Below are 17,306 nucleotides of genomic sequence, written 5' to 3' on the forward strand. Positions count from 1 at the left end.
CAACAAGGGAGAGATATCATGATCGAATACGGTCATTTCATCGGCGGCAAGCGTGTCGCCGGCACCAGCGGCCGCAAGCAGGACGTCATGCAGCCGATGGACGGCTCCGTGCGCGGCACGGTGGCGCTGGCCTCGCAGGCGGAACTGCGCGCGGCGGTCGAGAATGCCAAGGCGGCGCAGCCGAAATGGGCCGCCACCAACCCGCAGCGCCGCGTGCGGGTGCTGATGAAATTCCTCGAACTGGTCGCCCGCGACTATGACGAACTGGCCGACATACTGGCACGCGAGCACGGCAAGACGATCGCCGACGCCAAGGGCGACATCCAGCGCGGCCTCGAAGTGGTCGAAGTCTGCATCGGTGCGCCGCACATGATGAAGGGCGAATTCACCGATGGCGCCGGCCCCGGCATCGACGTCTATTCGATGCGCCAGCCGCTCGGCGTCGTCGCCGGCATCACGCCGTTCAACTTCCCGGCGATGATCCCGCTGTGGAAGATCGCGCCGGCGATCGCCTGCGGCAATGCCTTCATCCTGAAGCCGTCGGAGCGTGATCCGGGCGTGCCGATCCGCATCGCCGAACTGTTCCTCGAGGCCGGCCTGCCCGCAGGCATCCTCAACGTCGTCAACGGCGACAAGGAAGTCGTCGACGCCATCCTCGACGATCCCGACATCAAGGCCATCGGCTTTGTCGGCTCGACGCCGATCGCCCACTACATCTATTCACGCGGCACCGCGGCGGGCAAGCGCGTGCAGTGCTTCGGCGGCGCCAAGAACCACATGATCATCATGCCCGACGCCGACATGGACCAGACCGTCGACGCGCTGATCGGCGCCGGCTACGGCTCGGCCGGCGAGCGCTGCATGGCGATCTCGGTGGCTGTCCCGGTCGGCAACGACACCGCCAACCGGCTGATGGAAAAGCTGGTCCCGCGCGTCGAGAGCCTGAAGGTCGGTCCGTCGACGGATTCGGCCGCCGATTTCGGCCCGCTGGTGACGGCGCAGGCGCTGGAACGGGTGAAGGGTTACGTCGATACCGGCGTCAAGGAAGGCGCCAAGCTGGTCGTAGACGGCCGCGGCTTCAAGATGCAAGGCTATGAGAACGGCTACTATATGGGCGGCTGCCTGTTCGACAATGTCACGGCGGACATGCGCATCTACAAGGAAGAAATCTTCGGGCCGGTGCTCTCGGTGGTGCGCGCGCCGACCTATGAGAGCGCGATCAAGCTCGCCAACGACCATGAAATGGGCAATGGCGTCGCCATCTTCACCCGCGACGGCGACGCCGCGCGTGACTTTGCAAGCCGTGTCCAGGTCGGCATGGTCGGCGTCAACGTGCCGATCCCGGTGCCGATCGCCTATTACACGTTCGGCGGCTGGAAGGCGTCGTCCTTCGGCGACCTCAACCAGCACGGTCCGGACGCGTTCCGCTTCTACACCAAGACCAAGACGGTGACCTCGCGCTGGCCGTCCGGCATCAAGGACGGTGCGGAGTTCGTCATCCCGACGATGAACTGAGCTGACGGTTTTCTTGCTTGCGCCTCTCGCCCTCAGCGACGGGCGCGCGGCAACATATCCGACATCGAAGGCCCGGGCCGCATGCCCGGGCCTTTTCGTTGCGGTCGCGGCGTTGTCCGCCAAATCGCTAATGTGATGGAACCAAGCGGGTGCCATACGCCTTACGCTGTATCCTGCAGCGCTTGCAGGCCAATCAACAGCGCCGGTAGCAGCCGGGTTTCGCGTCTGGCGCAGGGAGGTGTCAGATGACACAAGGTCTTGTGGCGACGATGATCTTGACGTCGCTTGCGATATCAGCCGGTGCGGCGCAGGCGAATGCGGCCGGACAATGCGCACCGCGGGCCGATCTGATCAAGGCACTTGGCGAGAAGTTCCATGAGAGCGAGGCCGGGCGTGGCCTGATCAATTCCAGCGTGGTTCTTGAGGTCTTTGTTTCCGAGCAAGGCAGTTGGACGGTTCTGGCCTCCGATACCAAGGGCCAGAGCTGCATACTGTCCGTCGGTGAAGGCTGGGACAGTACAATGATGAAAGCGGCCCTGCCGGGTGCTTGAGCGGCCCGGTGCGTTCGCGGCCTCTCGGCAGGTCAGGCAGTTGCTTGCGCCGTGACGGGAGGCCCTTTCTGCAGCGGTCGGAGTGTGGCTTGTTTTCAGATCGGGCCCTCACCATGTCGAATCCAGGGAATGCGATAGGTTCCCTGACGACAGACCGGAAACCAGAAGGAGTGACGTGATGAAGACGTCGAACCCGGCCTGGAGCGTTCCGGTGTATTGAGGCTGCCCCATGCGCCTCCCTTTGCCGGAACGCCAAGGCGAAGGAGGTGCCAAATGGCACACAAATTTTCGTTTCGATGGATCAGGATAGCCGCGATCGGCGCCGCGCTGGCGCTGTCGACGCTATCGGCGCAGGCGCAATTTATCTGCGGCGGCCACAGTGACCTCGTCGCTGGACTGGCGCAGGCCCTTCAACAAAAGCAGATCGGCTATGGTGTGGTCGGCGAGGCCGCCATTGTCGAGATCTATGTCTCGGCAAGCGGGACCTGGTCCATGCTGGTGACCGACGTGCAGGGCCGAAGCTGCATTTTCGCGACCGGTGAGGGATGGGAGAATACCGCCATCGCCGCCGCGCAAGGGATCTGATCGCCCGTTCAGCGGGTCGCGGCGACCTCGGCATGGCCGCGCAGCAGCGCCATCAGCCGCTTGGCATCCTTGGCGGCTGCCTCCTCGTCGCCGTCGAGGATCGAGCGGATCAGCGCGACGTGATGCTCGGCTGACTCGGCGAGGCCCGTGTCCGCCTTGTAGCGGAACCAGAAGCGGCGGCTGTGGGTCTGCAACGGCGCGGCCAGCCGCGCGGCGAAGGGGTTGTCGGCGGCCATGGCCAGGGCCTCGTCGAGCGCCTTGTCGGCCTGGATGAAGGCAAGCACATTGCCCGAGATGACCGCCTTCTGCATGGCGAGCGCCGCCTCGTGAAACAGGTCGGCGGCCTCGCGGGTGACGAAGCGGGCGGCCGAACGGGCCAGCACCACCTCGACACCGCGCCGGGCGTCGAGCACGCGCAGCCAGTCGCCGGGATGCAGCGGCGCGATCGCGATGCCGGCGCGTGGCCTGACATCAAGCAGCCCTTCCCAGGCCAGCCGCTGGATCGCCTCGCGCACCGGCGTGCGGCCGAGGTCCAGCTTCTCGATAAGCGCCCCCTCGGTGACAAAGCTCGACGGCGCCAGTTCCAGCGTGACGATCATATGCTCGAGCACGCGGTAGGCCCTGGCCGCCGCCGGCTCGGAGGTCATGGTTGCTTCCGTGGATATCAAAGGCGATCTCCTGATATATTCTGAATATATCATAACGGATTCCGTATTGACAGCGGGTTTCTTACCAGATATACGACTGATATATCAGATGGAGACGCGACTATGTGGACCGGAGTTTTCCCCGCCGTCACGACAAAATTCACCGCCGACGACCGGCTCGACCATGCCGAAATGGAACGCTGCTTCGGCCTCCAGATGGAGGCCGGTTGCGATGGCATCATCGTCTGCGGCTCGCTTGGCGAAGGGCCGATGCTGTCGCCTGACGAGAAGATCGAAGTGCTGAAGACAGCGCAGAAAGTCGCCGGCAAGAAGCCGGTGCTGCTGACCGTCAACGAGGCGGGCACCCGTGAGGCCGCCGCTATTGCCAGGCGCGCCGCCAGGGAAGGCGCCGATGGCCTGATGGTGGTGCCGAGCCCGATCTACCACACCAATGCGGAAGAGACCGTCGCGGCGCTGCGCGCGGTCGCCGAGGCCGGCGACCTGCCGGTCATGATCTACTCCAACCGGCTCGCCTATCGCGTCGACGTCACCGTCGACCAGATGGAGGAGTTGGCGTCGGACAAGCGCTTCGTCGCCATCAAGGAATCCTCCGACGATATCAGGCGCTCGACCGAGATCATCAACCGGCTTGGTGGCCGCTACGATCTGTTCACCGGTGTCGACAATCTTGCTTTCGAGGCACTGTCGGTCGGCGCCATCGGCTGGGTGGCCGGCCTGGTCACCGCCTTCCCGCGCGAGACCGTCGCCATCTTCCAGCTGATGAAGCAGGGCCGCCGCGAGGAGGCGCTCGCCATCTACCGCTGGTTCCGGCCGCTGCTCGACCTCGACGTCTCGACCTATCTGGTCCAGAACATCAAGCTTGCCGAAGTGCTGGCAATCGATACCAATGACCGCGTGCGCATGCCGCGCCAGCCGCTGTCGGGCGAGCGCCGCAAGGCGGTCGAGAAGATCATACGGGATGCGCTGGCAGCGCGGCCGAAGCTGCCGCAGTTCTGAAGGTGACGGTGTTCTAAGGGTGGTAATGTCGCAATTCCCCTCATCCGGCCGAAGCGGCCGGATGAGGGGAATTGCTCCAAGGGGCGAGATTGGCATATGCAGCACGGCACGCGCGGCCATGAATAGCGATGCTGAAATCGACATCGCCATTGTCGGCGGTGGCATCATCGGCATCTGTGCCGCCGCCTTCCTTGCCGAGGCGGGGCGCAGCGTAACAATCTTCGACCGCACCGGCATCTGCGAGGAGACGAGCTCCGGCAATGCGGCCGCCTTCGCCTTCTCGGATGTGCTGCCGTTGGCGCACAAGGGCATGATCAAGCACCTGCCGAAATGGCTGGCCGATCCGCTCGGCCCGCTCAGCATCCCGCCCGCGTATTTGCCGCGGCTTCTGCCCTGGCTGATCCGCTTCTGGCGCGCCGGCGCGCCGGCGAAATACGAAGCCAGCCTCGCCGCCCAGGCCGGCATGATGAAGCTCGCCGAAACCGAATGGATAGGTCTGCTCGATCGCTCCGGCACGCGGCCGATGCTGCGCGAGGACGGCTCGCTGGAGCTCTACGAGAGCGAAGCCGAGTTCCGCGCCTCGCTGTCCGGCTGGGCCGCGCGCGAGCGCTTCGGCATCGGCTTTCGCCATGTCGAGGGCGAGGGCCTGGCGGGTTTGCAGCCGGGCCTCTCCCCGCGCTTCATCAAGGGCACCTTCGTGCCGGGCTGGAAGACGGTCGCCGATCCAAAGCTGCTCGGCAAGGCGGTGTGGGCTTACGCCGAAGCCAAGGGTGCCCGCTTCGAAATGGCAGGTATCGACCGGATCGCGGCGGACCAGGATGGCGCGACGCTGACGCTGAACGACGGCACGACCAGGCAGGCAAGGCACCTTGTCGTCGCCGCCGGCGCCTGGTCGCATCTCCTGGCGCGGCAGCTTGGCGACCGCATTCCGCTGGAGACCGAGCGCGGCTACAACGCGACGCTGCCCAGAAGCGCCTTCGACGTGAAGCGGCAGCTGATCTTCTCCGGCCATGGCTTCGTCATCACGCCGCTCGAGACGGGCCTGCGCGTCGGCGGCGCGGTCGAACTCGGCGGCATAGAGCGGCCACCCAATTTCAACAGATCGAAAGCGCTCCTGCAGAAGGCGCAGCAGTTCCTGCCCGGGCTCAATCCCTCGGGCGGGCGCGAATGGATGGGGTTCCGCCCCTCGCTGCCGGATTCGGTGCCCGTCATCGGCAAGGCTTCGGGAAGCCGGCCGGTCGTCTATGCTTTCGGCCACGGCCATCTCGGCCTGACCCAGGCCGCGGCGACCGGACGGTTGATCCGGGAAATCATCCTGGGGCAGGTTGCGTCTGTTGATCTCGCCCCCTTCAGTCCACAACGGTTTTGAATTTTTCGAGGAGCGACATGGCCAAGAAATCCTTCTTCTGCATCGACGGCCACACATGCGGCAATCCGGTGCGGCTGGTCGCCGGGGGCGGCCCGCTGCTCGATGGCGCGACGATGATGGAACGGCGTGCGCATTTCCTCGCCGAATATGACTGGATCCGCACCGGGCTGATGTTCGAGCCGCGTGGCCATGACGTGATGTCGGGTTCGATCCTCTATCCGCCGACGCGCGAGGATTGCGACATCGCCATCCTGTTCATCGAGACCTCCGGCTGCCTGCCGATGTGCGGCCACGGCACCATCGGCACGGTGACGATGGCCATCGAGCACGGCCTGATCAAGCCGAAGACGCCGGGCGTGCTGAGGCTCGATACGCCAGCCGGGCTGGTCATCGCCGAATACAAACAGGTCGGCGAATATGTCGAGGAAGTGCGCATCACCAACGTGCCGTCGTTCCTCCATGCCGAAGGTCTGACGGTCGAATGTCCGGGGCTCGGCGAGATCACCGTCGATGTCGCCTATGGCGGCAATTTCTACGCCATCGTCGAGCCGCAGGAGAACTACCGCGACATGGCGGATTATTCCGCCGGCGACCTCATCGCCTGGAGCCCGGTGGTGCGGCAGCGGCTCAACGAGAAGTATTCCTTCGTGCATCCGGAGAACCCCGGCATCAACAGGCTTTCGCACATGCTGTGGACCGGCAAGCCGACGGTGGAACGGGCCGACGCCCGCAATGCCGTGTTCTACGGGGACAAGGCGATCGACCGCTCACCGTGCGGCACCGGCACCTCGGCGCGCATGGCGCAGCTCCATGCCACGGGCAAGCTCAAGGCAGGCGATGCCTTCGTGCATGAATCGATCATCGGTTCGCTGTTCAAGGGCAAGGTCGAAAAGGAGGTCACCGTGGCAGGCAGACCGGCGATCATCCCCTCGATCGGCGGCTGGGCGCGGATGACCGGACTGAACACGATCTTCATCGACGACCGCGATCCGTTCGCGCATGGTTTCGTGGTCAAGTGAGGAGAATCCTAACCCTGCGGAAAGCAGCGTGGCGAAAAGACCAACCCTGTCAGGAACGCAACGAATCCTCTTATCACCTAATTTTGACGGTGATTTCTTCGAAACGGGGCGCATGATACGGCCGAATCGTCAAAGACATTGCGTTATGCCAATGATAGGGTCCGCGATAGTCCAGGGGTCGGGTGCAGAAAACGGGCGGTCGGAACGACGTGAATCGGAAACACGCGGGGCGGTCAAAAAAATCACGTTGCAATCCGGGCTCGAAACTTTACGACTAGGGGAAATACGAAAAGGAATGCGTCTGCATGGGCGACATTCCAGGGGAGCCACGTACACATGCAGTATTTTGTCCAGCAGCTTATCAACGGGCTGACGCTGGGATCGATCTATGGGCTGATCGCAATCGGCTACACGATGGTCTACGGCATCATCGGCATGATCAACTTCGCCCATGGCGACATTTTCATGGTGGGCGCCTTCACGGCGCTGATCGTCTTCCTCATCCTCGGCGCGCTGTTCTATTCGGTGCCCGTCGTTATCGCGCTGCTGGTCATGATGATCGTGGCGATGCTGCTGACCAGCCTCTACAACTGGACGATCGAGAAGGTGGCCTACCGGCCGCTGCGCGGTTCGTTCCGGCTGGCGCCGCTGATCACCGCCATCGGCATGTCGATCGCGCTGTCGAACTTCGTCCAGGTGACGCAAGGTCCGCGCAACAAGCCGATCCCGCCGATGGTCAGCCAAGTCTACAACATCGACGGCGTCAGCGTGTCGCTGAAGCAGATCATCATCGTCATCGTCACCGCGCTGCTCCTGGTGGTGTTCTGGTACCTGGTCAACAGGACCTCGCTTGGCCGAGCGCAACGCGCCTGCGAACAGGACCGCAAGATGGCCGCCCTGCTCGGCGTCGACGTCGACCGCACCATCTCGATCACCTTCATCATGGGTGCCTCGCTCGCCGCTGTCGCCGGTACGCTGTTCCTGATGTACTATGGCGTGGTGGCTTTCTCCGACGGTTTTGTGCCGGGTGTGAAGGCGTTCACCGCGGCGGTGCTCGGCGGCATCGGCTCGCTGCCTGGGGCCGTGCTGGGCGGGCTGCTGATCGGCTTCATCGAGAGCATGTGGTCGGCCTATTTCTCGATCGACTACAAGGACGTCGCGGCGTTCTCGATCCTGGCCATCGTGCTGATCTTCCTGCCTTCCGGCATATTGGGCCGGCCTGAAGTCGAAAAGGTCTGAGATCATGGCCGTGACCGTATCTCGTGAGAGCGACAGCGTCGCCACCCCCACCCAACGCGCGCTTAAGGAAGCGTTCTATGCCGGTGCCATCGCGCTTGGCCTGTTCGTGCTGTTCATCGGGCTGAAGACCGGCCAGAACATGTCCAATGAACTAGTCCTGACGCAGCGCTGGGGCCTGCTCGCCGCCGTGGTGATCGCCACGGCCGTCGGCCGTTTCCTCTATGTCGCCTATGGCCAGCCCTTCATGGCCAACCAAAAGATCGCCAACGTCGCCACCGGTCTGTTGCCGGCCAGCGTGGGGTCACGGTTCTTCACGCTGCCGGCGTTCATCGTGGCTGTCGTCGCGGCGTTGCTGCTGTTCGTGTTCAACAGCTCCCTCGCCGGATGGGTGGGAGCGGAACCGGCCGGCTATCTGCAATTTCTGCGCGCCCTGGCGGTCATCTATCTGCTGGCTTGCGTGATCTACTACTTCCGCGCCTTCATCCATGCCAACTTCACCAAACTGGGCATCACAGCGCTGGTGCTGTACCCGATCCTCGTGGTCGCGGTGCTGTCGCTGAACGCCTGGTCGATTGCCGGAGGGCTGCAGGGCTCGCTGAAATGGGTCGACAATTTCGGCATCCAGATCCTGATCTATGTGATGCTGGCCTGGGGACTGAACATCGTCGTTGGCCTCGCCGGCCTGCTCGACCTCGGTTACGTCGCCTTTTATGCGCTTGGCGCCTATGCCTATGCGCTTCTTGCCACCCATTACGGCCTGTCGTTCTGGATCCTGCTGCCGGCCGCGGGCTGCATGGCCGCCCTGTGGGGGGTGCTGCTCGGCTTCCCCGTGCTGCGCCTGCGCGGCGATTATCTGGCGATCGTAACGCTCGCCTTCGGCGAGATCATCCGCCTGGTGCTGATCAACTGGCGCGACGTCACCAACGGGTCGGCCGGTATCTCCGGCATTCCCAAGGTTTCCTTCTTCGGCCTGGTGACCTTCAACGTGTCGGACCCCAACTACATTGCCAAGGTTCTGCACATTGCGACCTCGAGCGCCTACTACAAGATCTTCCTCTACTATCTGATCCTGGGCCTGTGCCTGCTTACCGCCTTCGTCACCATCAGGCTGCGCCGCCTGCCGGTCGGCCGTGCGTGGGAAGCCTTGCGTGAGGACGAGATCGCCTGCCGCTCGCTCGGCATCAACACCACCACCACCAAGCTGACCGCCTTCGCCACCGGCGCCATGTTCGGTGGCTTCGCCGGCTCGTTCTTCGCCGCGCGGCAAGGCTTCGTCAGCCCGGAATCCTTCGTTTTCCTGGAATCGGCCATCATCCTTGCCATCGTCGTTCTCGGCGGCATGGGCTCGCTGGTCGGCATTGCGGTTGCCGCGATGGTGATGATCGGCGGCACCGAGGCGCTGCGCGAACTCGACTTCCTCAAGCAGATCTTCGGGCCGGACTTCACCCCCGAACTCTACCGCATGCTTCTGTTCGGCATGGCCATGGTCATCGTCATGCTGTGGAAGCCGCGCGGCTTCGTCGGCAGTCGCGAACCGACCGCCTTCCTCAAGGAGCGAAGGGCTGTCTCAAGCTCCTTCACCAAGGAGGGCCACGGCTGATGAACGCGACCACGCAAATGAACGACGCCATCCTGCAGGTCGAACATCTGTCGATGAAATTCGGCGGCCTGGTCGCCATCGGCGACCTCTCCTTCACCGCCAGACGCGGCGAGATCACGGCGCTGATCGGGCCTAACGGCGCCGGCAAGACCACCGTGTTCAACTGCATCACCGGCTTCTACAAGCCGTCCGAAGGCATGATCACGCTCAACCGGGCCGACGGCTCGGCCTATCTGCTGGAACGGCTGCCCAACCATGAGATTCCGGCGCGCGCCAAGGTGGCGCGCACCTTCCAGAACATCCGCCTGTTCTCGGGCATGACGCTGCTGGAGAACCTTCTGGTCGCCCAGCACAACAAGCTGATGAAGGCATCGGGCTATACGGTGCTTGGCCTGTTCGGCTTCAGCGGTTACCGCAGGGCATCGGCCGAGTCGATGGACCTGGCCAGGCATTGGCTGGAGAAGGCCGATCTCGTCGATCGCGCCGACGATCCGGCCGGCGACCTGCCCTATGGCGCGCAGCGGCGCCTCGAGATCGCGCGTGCCATGTGCACGGGACCGGAACTTCTGTGTCTCGACGAGCCGGCGGCCGGCCTCAACCCGAAGGAATCGGCGGCGCTCAACGAGCTCTTGATGGACATCAAGAACAACACCGGCACCTCGATCCTGCTGATCGAGCACGACATGTCGGTGGTCATGCAGATTTCCGACCATGTCGTGGTGCTGGAATATGGCCGCAAGATCTCCGACGGCAATCCGCAGTCGGTGCGCACCGATCCACGCGTCATCGCCGCCTATCTCGGCGTCGACGACGAGGAGGTCGAGACCGTGCTGACCGAGGTCGGCGACGAGGACGTCATCGAGCAGCTCGACATTGGGCCGGATGCCGCGCATGGCCCGGGGACATCGTCGTCATACCTGGCCGGACCCGTGACCGACACCGTCGGACACAGCGAGGGCGAGCGCGTCACGGTGTCGAAAGGCGCCTCGAAGGCGGCACAGGTCGATGCCCGCGCGGCTACCGTGACGAGTAAACCCGTCGCAAAACCGGCCGCGCCGGCCAAGCCGGCGGCGAAAGCGGCACCGAAGAAAACAGCCGCCAAGGCGCCCGTGGCAAAGGCCGAAGGCATTTCGAACCGCCTCGCCGCCCCTCGTGGCGGCAAGGCCGACAACCTGACCCGCATCAAGGGCATCGGCACGGTCAACGAGAAGAAGCTCAACGAGCACGGCATCTTCCATTTTGACCAGATCGGCGCCTGGAAGAAGGCCGATGTCGAGGCTGCCGAAGCCTATCTCGCCTTTGACGGACGCATTGCGCGCGAGGAATGGGTCAAGCAGGCCAAGCTGCTCGGTCAGGGCAAGGACACGGAATTCTCGCGCCGCGTCGACGCCGGCAAGGTGGCGACCAGCCATGCTTCCGCCAAGACTACCGGTGCGGCCAAGCCTGCGCCGGGCAAGCGTGGAGGGGGCAAATAATGGCCGGGACAACGCTGCTCGATATCAGGGGCGTGGAGACCTATTACGGCAATATCCGGGCGCTGAACGGCGTCGATGTCACCGTCAAGGAGGGCGAGATCGTGGCGCTGATCGGCGCTAACGGCGCCGGCAAATCGACGCTGATGATGACCATTTTCGGTGCTCCGCGCGCCCGCACGGGGACCATCACCTTCGCCGGCACCGACATCACCCAGTTGCCGACGCACGAGATTGCGCGCATGCGCATCGCCCAGTCACCCGAAGGCCGGCGCATCTTCCCGCGCATGACGGTAATGGAAAACCTGCAGATGGGCGCCAGCCTCGACAACCTCAAACACTATGACGAGGACGTCGAGAAGGTGTTCAAGCTGTTCCCCCGGCTCAAGGAGCGCATCGCGCAGCGCGGCGGCACGCTGTCGGGCGGCGAGCAGCAGATGCTGTCGATTGGGCGCGCGCTGATGGCGCGGCCGAAGCTGCTTCTGCTCGACGAGCCGTCGCTCGGCCTGGCGCCACTGATCGTCAAGCAGATCTTCGATGCCATCCGCGAGCTGAACCGCACGCAAGGGCTGACCGTGTTCCTGGTCGAGCAGAACGCGTTCGGCGCGCTGAAGCTCGCCACGCGCGGCTACGTCATGGTCAACGGCAATGTGACGATGAGCGGCACCGGCAAGGAACTGCTCGCCAATCCGGAAGTGCGCGCCGCCTATCTCGAAGGCGGACATCACTGAGTTTGGAGCGGAATGTGCATTCGGTATCCCGCTCCATCTTGTTTGTTTGTCGCATGATCCTTGTCCGAAAAGTCTGCAACTTTTCGGGATCATGCTAGGGAGACTTCATCATGCAGGGCATTCTCTATGAGGAACCCTCGATCTGGCAGTTCTTCTTCGTCACCTGTCTGCTCGGCGGCTGGGCGGCCTGGATGACCGGCAAGGCCAGCGCCCAGACATGGCGCTCCTTCATCCAGCTTTTCGCCTATCTGCTGGGTCTCGGCATCGGCATCCGCTTCATCCATCACGCGCTGTTCGACGGCACGATGTTCTCGCTGCAGTACTATATCGTCGACACCATCGTGCTGATGATATTGGGCTTCGTCGGCTACCAATACACACGAACCAACCAGATGGTCACACAGTATAATTGGCTCTACGAAAGAGCTTCAATCTTGAGCTGGAAACCGAAAGGTTGACGTTCATTATTAACGCCGGCTCAGGGATGAATCGGCGTGACAAGTGCCTGAAAATCGGCAAACTATGCTTTCTGCGATAAGGGTGGGCATCGCATGAAAGCTTCATCCACGCCCACTCCGTTAATGGGAGCGTTTAAATGAAAAAGTCACTTTTGTCCGCCGTCGCCCTGACCGCGCTTGTCGCGTTCGGCGGCAACGCGTGGGCTGATGTAATGTTCGGCGTTGCCGGTCCGATCACCGGTCCGAATGCGGCCTTCGGCGCACAGCTGCAGAAGGGCGCAGAGGCGGCGGTCGCCGCGATCAATGCCAAGGGCGGCATCAACGGCGAGCAGATCAAGCTCGAAGTCGGCGACGACGTCTCCGATCCGAAGCAAGGCATCTCGGTCGCCAACAAGTTCGTCGGCGACGGCGTCAAGTTCGTGATCGGCCACTTCAACTCGGGCGTCTCGATCCCGGCCTCGGAAGTCTACGCCGAAAACAACATCGTCGAAATCACGCCGGCCGCGACCAACCCGAAGTTCACCGAGCGCGGTCTGTGGAACGTGTTCCGCACCTGCGGACGCGACGATCAGCAGGGCAGCATCGCCGGCGCCTACATCGCCGCGAACTTCAAGGATGCCAAGGTCGCCGTCGTGCACGACAAGACCCCTTATGGCCAGGGCCTCGCCGATGAAACCAAGAAGGCGATGAACGCCGCCGGCGTCAAGGAAGTGATGTATGAAGGCGTCAATGTCGGCGACAAGGATTTCTCGGCGCTCATCGCCAAGATGAAGGAAGCCGGCGTCACCCTGATCTACTGGGGCGGCCTGCATACCGAAGCCGGCCTGATCATCCGCCAGTCGGCGGACCAGGGCCTCAAGGCGCCGATGATGTCGGGTGACGGCATCGTGACGGACGAACTCGCCGCGATCGCGGGCGACGCCGTCGCCGGCACGCTCAACACGTTCGGTCCCGATCCGCGCCTGATCCCGGCCAACAAGGAACTCGTCGAGAAGTTCCGCGCGCAGGGCTTCGAGCCGGAAGCCTACACGCTCTACGCCTACGCCGCCGTGCAGGTGGTCGCCGAGGCGGCCGCTGCCGCCAAGACGAACGACCCGCAGGCCGTTGCCAAGGCGATGCATGAAAGCGGCCCGTTCCCGACCGTTCTGGGCGATCTCGCCTATGACGCCAAGGGCGACCCGAAGCTGCCGGGCTACATCATGTACGAGTGGAAGAAGAAGGACGACGGCAAGTATTCCTGGTTCCCGAAATAAGCTGCTCTGGCAGGTCTGAAATCCAAGATGCCCGGCGCAACGCGCCGGGCATTTTCTTTTGGTGCGTTCGGTCCGCCGATGGCCTTCTTGCCGGCACCTCTCAGGCGGAGAGATCGCATCCAGGATCGAAATTGTCGTCAACGTTCCGTCCGTTGGCGCTAAGGCATGCGAGTGTTGGCCGGATAATTGATTTAAATCGGTTTAAAACGGCGCTGATTTTGTTTGCACTGCAGCATTTTCACGCTAATCATTGCACCGATTTCCCGTCCCTTCCGCTGCTGGAGCCCAGTCCTTGGCCATCACGAAGATCCTCGTCGCCAACCGGTCAGAAATCGCCATCCGCGTCTTTCGCGCGGCCAATGAGTTGGGCCTCAAAACCGTGGCGATCTGGGCCGAGGAAGACAAATATTCGCTGCACCGCTTCAAGGCCGACGAGAGCTACCAGGTCGGGCGTGGTCCGCATCTCGCCAAGGATATGGGGCCGATCGAGAGCTATCTGTCGATCGAGGAGGTGATCCGCGTCGCCAGGCTTTCGGGCGCCGATGCCATCCACCCCGGATATGGGCTCCTGTCCGAAAGCCCCGAATTCGCCGAAGCTTGCGCGCAGGCCGGCATCACCTTCATCGGGCCGAAGCCGGACACGATGCGCCGCCTCGGCAACAAGGTCGCGGCGCGCAATCTCGCCATCGAGGTCGGCGTGCCGGTCATTCCCGCCACCGATCCGTTGCCGGACGATATGGAGGCGGTCAAGAAACTGGCCAAGGAGATCGGCTATCCGGTGATGCTCAAGGCCTCGTGGGGCGGCGGTGGGCGCGGCATGCGCGCCATCCGCTCCGAGGCGGATCTCGCCCGTGAGGTCACGGAAGGCAAGCGCGAGGCGAAGGCCGCCTTCGGCAAGGACGAGGTCTATCTCGAAAAGCTGATCGAGCGCGCCCGCCACGTCGAGGTGCAGGTGCTTGGCGACACGCATGGCAATGCCGTGCACCTGTTCGAGCGCGACTGCTCGATCCAGCGCCGCAACCAGAAGGTCGTCGAACGGGCGCCGGCGCCCTATCTCGAAATGGCGCAGCGCGAGGAACTTTGCGGCTACGCGCTGAGGATCGCGCGCGAGACCAGCTATATCGGCGCCGGCACGGTCGAGTTCCTGCAGGACGCCGATACCGGAAAATTCTATTTCATCGAGGTCAACCCGCGCATCCAGGTCGAGCATACCGTCACCGAACAGGTGACCGGCATCGACATCGTCAAGGCGCAGATCCACATCCTCGACGGCTTCGCCATCGGCACACCGCAATCGGGCGTGCCGGCGCAGAAGGACATCAGGCTGAACGGCCATGCCTTGCAGTGCCGCATCACCACCGAGGATCCCGAGCACAATTTCATTCCGGACTATGGCCGCATCACCGCCTACCGCGGCGCCACCGGCTTCGGCATCCGGCTGGATGGCGGCACCGCCTATTCCGGCGCGGTCATCACCCGCTTCTACGATCCGCTGCTGGAGAAGGTGACGGCGTGGGCGCCGACGCCGGCAGAGACGATTGCCCGCATGAACCGGGCGCTGCGCGAATTCCGCATCCGCGGCGTCGCCACCAACCTCACCTTCCTCGAAGCGATCATCAACCACCCGAGCTTCGCCGACAATTCCTATACGACGAAGTTCATCGATACGACGCCGGAACTGTTCCAGCAGGTCAAGCGGCAGGACCGCGCGACCAAGCTGCTCAACTATCTGGCTGATGTCAGCGTCAACGGCCACCCCGAGACGCGCGGCCGGCCGATGCCGAAGGCCGATGCGGCCGCACCGGTCGTGCCCTACCTCAACGGCAATGTGCCGGGCGGCAGCAAACAGAAGCTGGAGGTGCTCGGTCCTGACAAATTTGCCGGCTGGATGCGCGAGCAAAGGCAGGTTCTGGTCACCGACACGACGATGCGCGACGGCCACCAGTCGCTGCTGGCGACACGCATGCGCACGCATGATATTGCCAATATTGCCGGCACCTATGCCCGCGCCCTGCCGCAGCTTCTGTCGCTCGAATGCTGGGGCGGCGCTACCTTCGACGTCGCCATGCGCTTCCTCACCGAGGATCCTTGGGAGCGGCTGTCGCTGGTGCGCGAGGCGGCGCCCAACCTGTTGCTGCAAATGCTGCTGCGCGGCGCCAACGGCGTCGGCTACACCAATTATCCCGACAATGTCGTGCAGCATTTCGTCAAGCAGGCGGCTGCCGGCGGTATCGACCTGTTCCGCGTCTTCGACTGCCTGAACTGGGTCGAGAACATGCGCGTCGCCATGGATGCGGTCGGCGCCGAAGGCAAGCTGATCGAAGCGGCGATGTGCTACACCGGCGACATCCTCGATCCGGCACGGGCCAAATACGATCTGAAATACTATGTCGGCCTGGCCGGGGAATTGCAGGCCGCCGGCGCCCATATCATCGCCGTCAAGGACATGGCGGGCCTGTTGAAGCCGGCGGCCGCCCGCGTGCTGTTCAAGGCGCTGCGCGAGGCGACCGACCTGCCGATCCATTTCCACACCCACGACACGTCTGGCCTGTCGGCGGCGACCGTGCTGGCGGCGGTGGAGAGTGGCGTCGACGCCATCGACGCGGCGATGGATGCCTTCTCCGGCAACACGTCGCAGCCTTGCCTGGGCTCGATCGTCGAGGCGCTGAAGGGCACCGAGCGCGACCCCGGCCTCGACCCGCAATGGATCCGCAAGATCTCGTTCTACTGGGAAGCGGTGCGCAACCAGTACGCCGCCTTCGAAAGCGATCTCAAGGGGCCGGCCTCGGAAGTCTATCTGCACGAAATGCCGGGCGGACAGTTCACCAATCTCAAGGAACAGGCGCGTTCGCTCGGGCTGGAGACGCGCTGGCACGAGGTGGCGCAGACCTATCACGACGTCAATCTGATGTTCGGCGACATCGTCAAGGTGACGCCGTCATCCAAGGTCGTCGGCGACATGGCTCTGATGATGGTCAGCCAGGACCTGACCGTCGCCGATGTCGAGAACCCAGCCAGGGACATCGCCTTCCCGGACTCGGTCGTCTCGATGCTGCGCGGCGATCTCGGCCAGTCGCCCGGCGGTTGGCCGGCGGCGCTGCAGAAGAAGGCGCTGAAAGGCGACAGGCCGATCATGGCGCGGCCCGGCTCGCTGCTGAAGCCCGCCGATCTCAAGGCCAGCCGCAAGGAGATCGAGGAGAAGCTGGAGCGCAAGCTCTCGGAACACGAGTTCGCCTCCTGGCTGATGTATCCGAAGGTGTTCACCGACTTCGCCGGCGCGCAAGAGACCTACGGCCCGGTCAGCGTCCTGCCGACGCCGACCTATTTCTACGGCATGAAGTCCGAGGACGAGATCTTCATCGACATCGAGAAGGGCAAGACGCTGGTCGTGCGGTGCCTTGCCATCGGCGATGTCGACGACAAGGGCATGGTCACCGTGTTCTTCGAGCTCAACGGCCAGCCGCGGCGCGTGAAGGTGCCGGACCGGGCGCATGGCGCCTCCGCCGCCAAGGCGCGCCGCAAGGCCGAGCCTGGCAACGAGGCGCATGTCGGCGCGCCGATGCCGGGCGTGGTCTCCGCGCTTTCGGTCGCCACCGGCCAGGCGGTAAAGGCCGGCGACGTGCTGCTCTCCATCGAGGCGATGAAGATGGAAACGGCGCTGCATGCCGAGCGCGACGGCACCGTCGCCGAGGTGCTGGTCAAGGCCGGCGACCAGATCGATGCCAAGGATCTGCTGATCGCCTTCGCTTGAGAAGCGGCAAAGGGCGGGCGGGCTGTCGGCTTCTGTCGGCAGCCCCCTGCCTTGTTCGATAACAGCTTGACCCGCCGCCGCCGGTCGGGCATCGAACCG

At 63.7% G+C, this 17,306-nt stretch carries 14 protein-coding genes; 13 read left to right on the forward strand and 1 reads right to left on the reverse strand.

The features are described 5' to 3' along the window. Nucleotides 1-18 precede the first annotated feature (18 nt). The 3 genes from FJ546_RS18770 (at nucleotide 19) to FJ546_RS18780 (ending at nucleotide 2,651) form a co-directional block, all read left to right on the forward strand. Nucleotides 19-1,515, forward strand: a complete 1,497-nt coding sequence (locus tag FJ546_RS18770; protein ID WP_140890685.1) for a CoA-acylating methylmalonate-semialdehyde dehydrogenase — start codon at nucleotides 19-21, stop codon at nucleotides 1,513-1,515. Between the two features lie 245 nt (nucleotides 1,516-1,760). Continuing rightward, the gene (locus tag FJ546_RS18775) at nucleotides 1,761-2,066 is read left to right on the forward strand and encodes a hypothetical protein (RefSeq protein WP_140890686.1); all 306 of its coding nucleotides are present in this window, start codon (nucleotides 1,761-1,763) and stop codon (nucleotides 2,064-2,066) included. A gap of 273 nt (nucleotides 2,067-2,339) precedes the next feature. Beyond that, nucleotides 2,340-2,651 carry a hypothetical protein gene (locus FJ546_RS18780; protein WP_140890687.1) on the forward strand — a complete coding sequence of 104 codons (312 nt, stop codon included), beginning with the start codon at nucleotides 2,340-2,342 and terminating at the stop codon, nucleotides 2,649-2,651. Nucleotides 2,652-2,659: 8 nt separating this feature from the next. Here the strand turns inward: FJ546_RS18780 and FJ546_RS18785 are convergent, their stop codons facing one another. Next, nucleotides 2,660-3,298 carry a GntR family transcriptional regulator gene (locus FJ546_RS18785; RefSeq protein WP_246686882.1) on the reverse strand — a complete coding sequence of 213 codons (639 nt, stop codon included), beginning with the start codon at nucleotides 3,296-3,298 and terminating at the stop codon, nucleotides 2,660-2,662. A gap of 123 nt (nucleotides 3,299-3,421) precedes the next feature. Here FJ546_RS18785 and FJ546_RS18790 point away from each other — a divergent pair, with 123 nt between their 5' ends. From FJ546_RS18790 to pyc, 10 genes are all read left to right on the forward strand, one after another. After that, the gene (locus FJ546_RS18790) at nucleotides 3,422-4,315 is read left to right on the forward strand and encodes a dihydrodipicolinate synthase family protein (protein ID WP_140890689.1); all 894 of its coding nucleotides are present in this window, start codon (nucleotides 3,422-3,424) and stop codon (nucleotides 4,313-4,315) included. A gap of 118 nt (nucleotides 4,316-4,433) precedes the next feature. Continuing rightward, complete coding sequence (locus tag FJ546_RS18795; RefSeq protein WP_181167989.1) at nucleotides 4,434-5,684, forward strand: FAD-binding oxidoreductase; 1,251 nt, start codon at nucleotides 4,434-4,436, stop codon at nucleotides 5,682-5,684. A 17-nt stretch (nucleotides 5,685-5,701) separates the two neighbouring features. After that, nucleotides 5,702-6,703 (forward strand): 4-hydroxyproline epimerase, encoded by a 1,002-nt coding sequence (locus FJ546_RS18800; RefSeq protein ID WP_140890690.1) that lies wholly within the window; start codon nucleotides 5,702-5,704, stop codon nucleotides 6,701-6,703. A 336-nt stretch (nucleotides 6,704-7,039) separates the two neighbouring features. Then, entirely contained in the window at nucleotides 7,040-7,942 is a 903-nt protein-coding gene (locus FJ546_RS18805) for a branched-chain amino acid ABC transporter permease (RefSeq protein ID WP_010912089.1), read from the forward strand. 4 nt (nucleotides 7,943-7,946) lie between these two features. Next, nucleotides 7,947-9,542 (forward strand): high-affinity branched-chain amino acid ABC transporter permease LivM, encoded by a 1,596-nt coding sequence (gene livM, locus FJ546_RS18810; RefSeq protein WP_140890691.1) that lies wholly within the window; start codon nucleotides 7,947-7,949, stop codon nucleotides 9,540-9,542. Then, on the forward strand, nucleotides 9,542-11,017 hold the full coding sequence (locus FJ546_RS18815) for an ATP-binding cassette domain-containing protein (protein WP_140890692.1): 1,476 nt from the start codon (nucleotides 9,542-9,544) through the stop codon (nucleotides 11,015-11,017). Before livM ends, FJ546_RS18815 begins: the two co-directional genes overlap by 1 nt. Then, the gene (locus FJ546_RS18820; RefSeq protein ID WP_140890693.1) at nucleotides 11,017-11,745 is read left to right on the forward strand and encodes an ABC transporter ATP-binding protein; all 729 of its coding nucleotides are present in this window, start codon (nucleotides 11,017-11,019) and stop codon (nucleotides 11,743-11,745) included. The genes FJ546_RS18815 and FJ546_RS18820 overlap by 1 nt, the downstream gene beginning before the upstream one ends. A 110-nt stretch (nucleotides 11,746-11,855) precedes the next feature. Beyond that, nucleotides 11,856-12,203, forward strand: coding sequence for a DUF6867 family protein (locus tag FJ546_RS18825; protein ID WP_010912085.1), 348 nt, complete (start codon nucleotides 11,856-11,858; stop codon nucleotides 12,201-12,203). Nucleotides 12,204-12,340: 137 nt separating this feature from the next. After that, nucleotides 12,341-13,456 (forward strand): branched-chain amino acid ABC transporter substrate-binding protein, encoded by a 1,116-nt coding sequence (locus tag FJ546_RS18830; RefSeq protein ID WP_095789923.1) that lies wholly within the window; start codon nucleotides 12,341-12,343, stop codon nucleotides 13,454-13,456. Between the two features lie 292 nt (nucleotides 13,457-13,748). Further along, on the forward strand, nucleotides 13,749-17,207 hold the full coding sequence (gene pyc, locus FJ546_RS18835; protein ID WP_140890694.1) for a pyruvate carboxylase: 3,459 nt from the start codon (nucleotides 13,749-13,751) through the stop codon (nucleotides 17,205-17,207). Nucleotides 17,208-17,306 lie beyond the last annotated feature (99 nt).

Source organism: Mesorhizobium sp. B2-4-19, assembly GCF_006441315.1.
Taxonomy (GTDB): Bacteria; Pseudomonadota; Alphaproteobacteria; order Rhizobiales; family Rhizobiaceae; genus Mesorhizobium.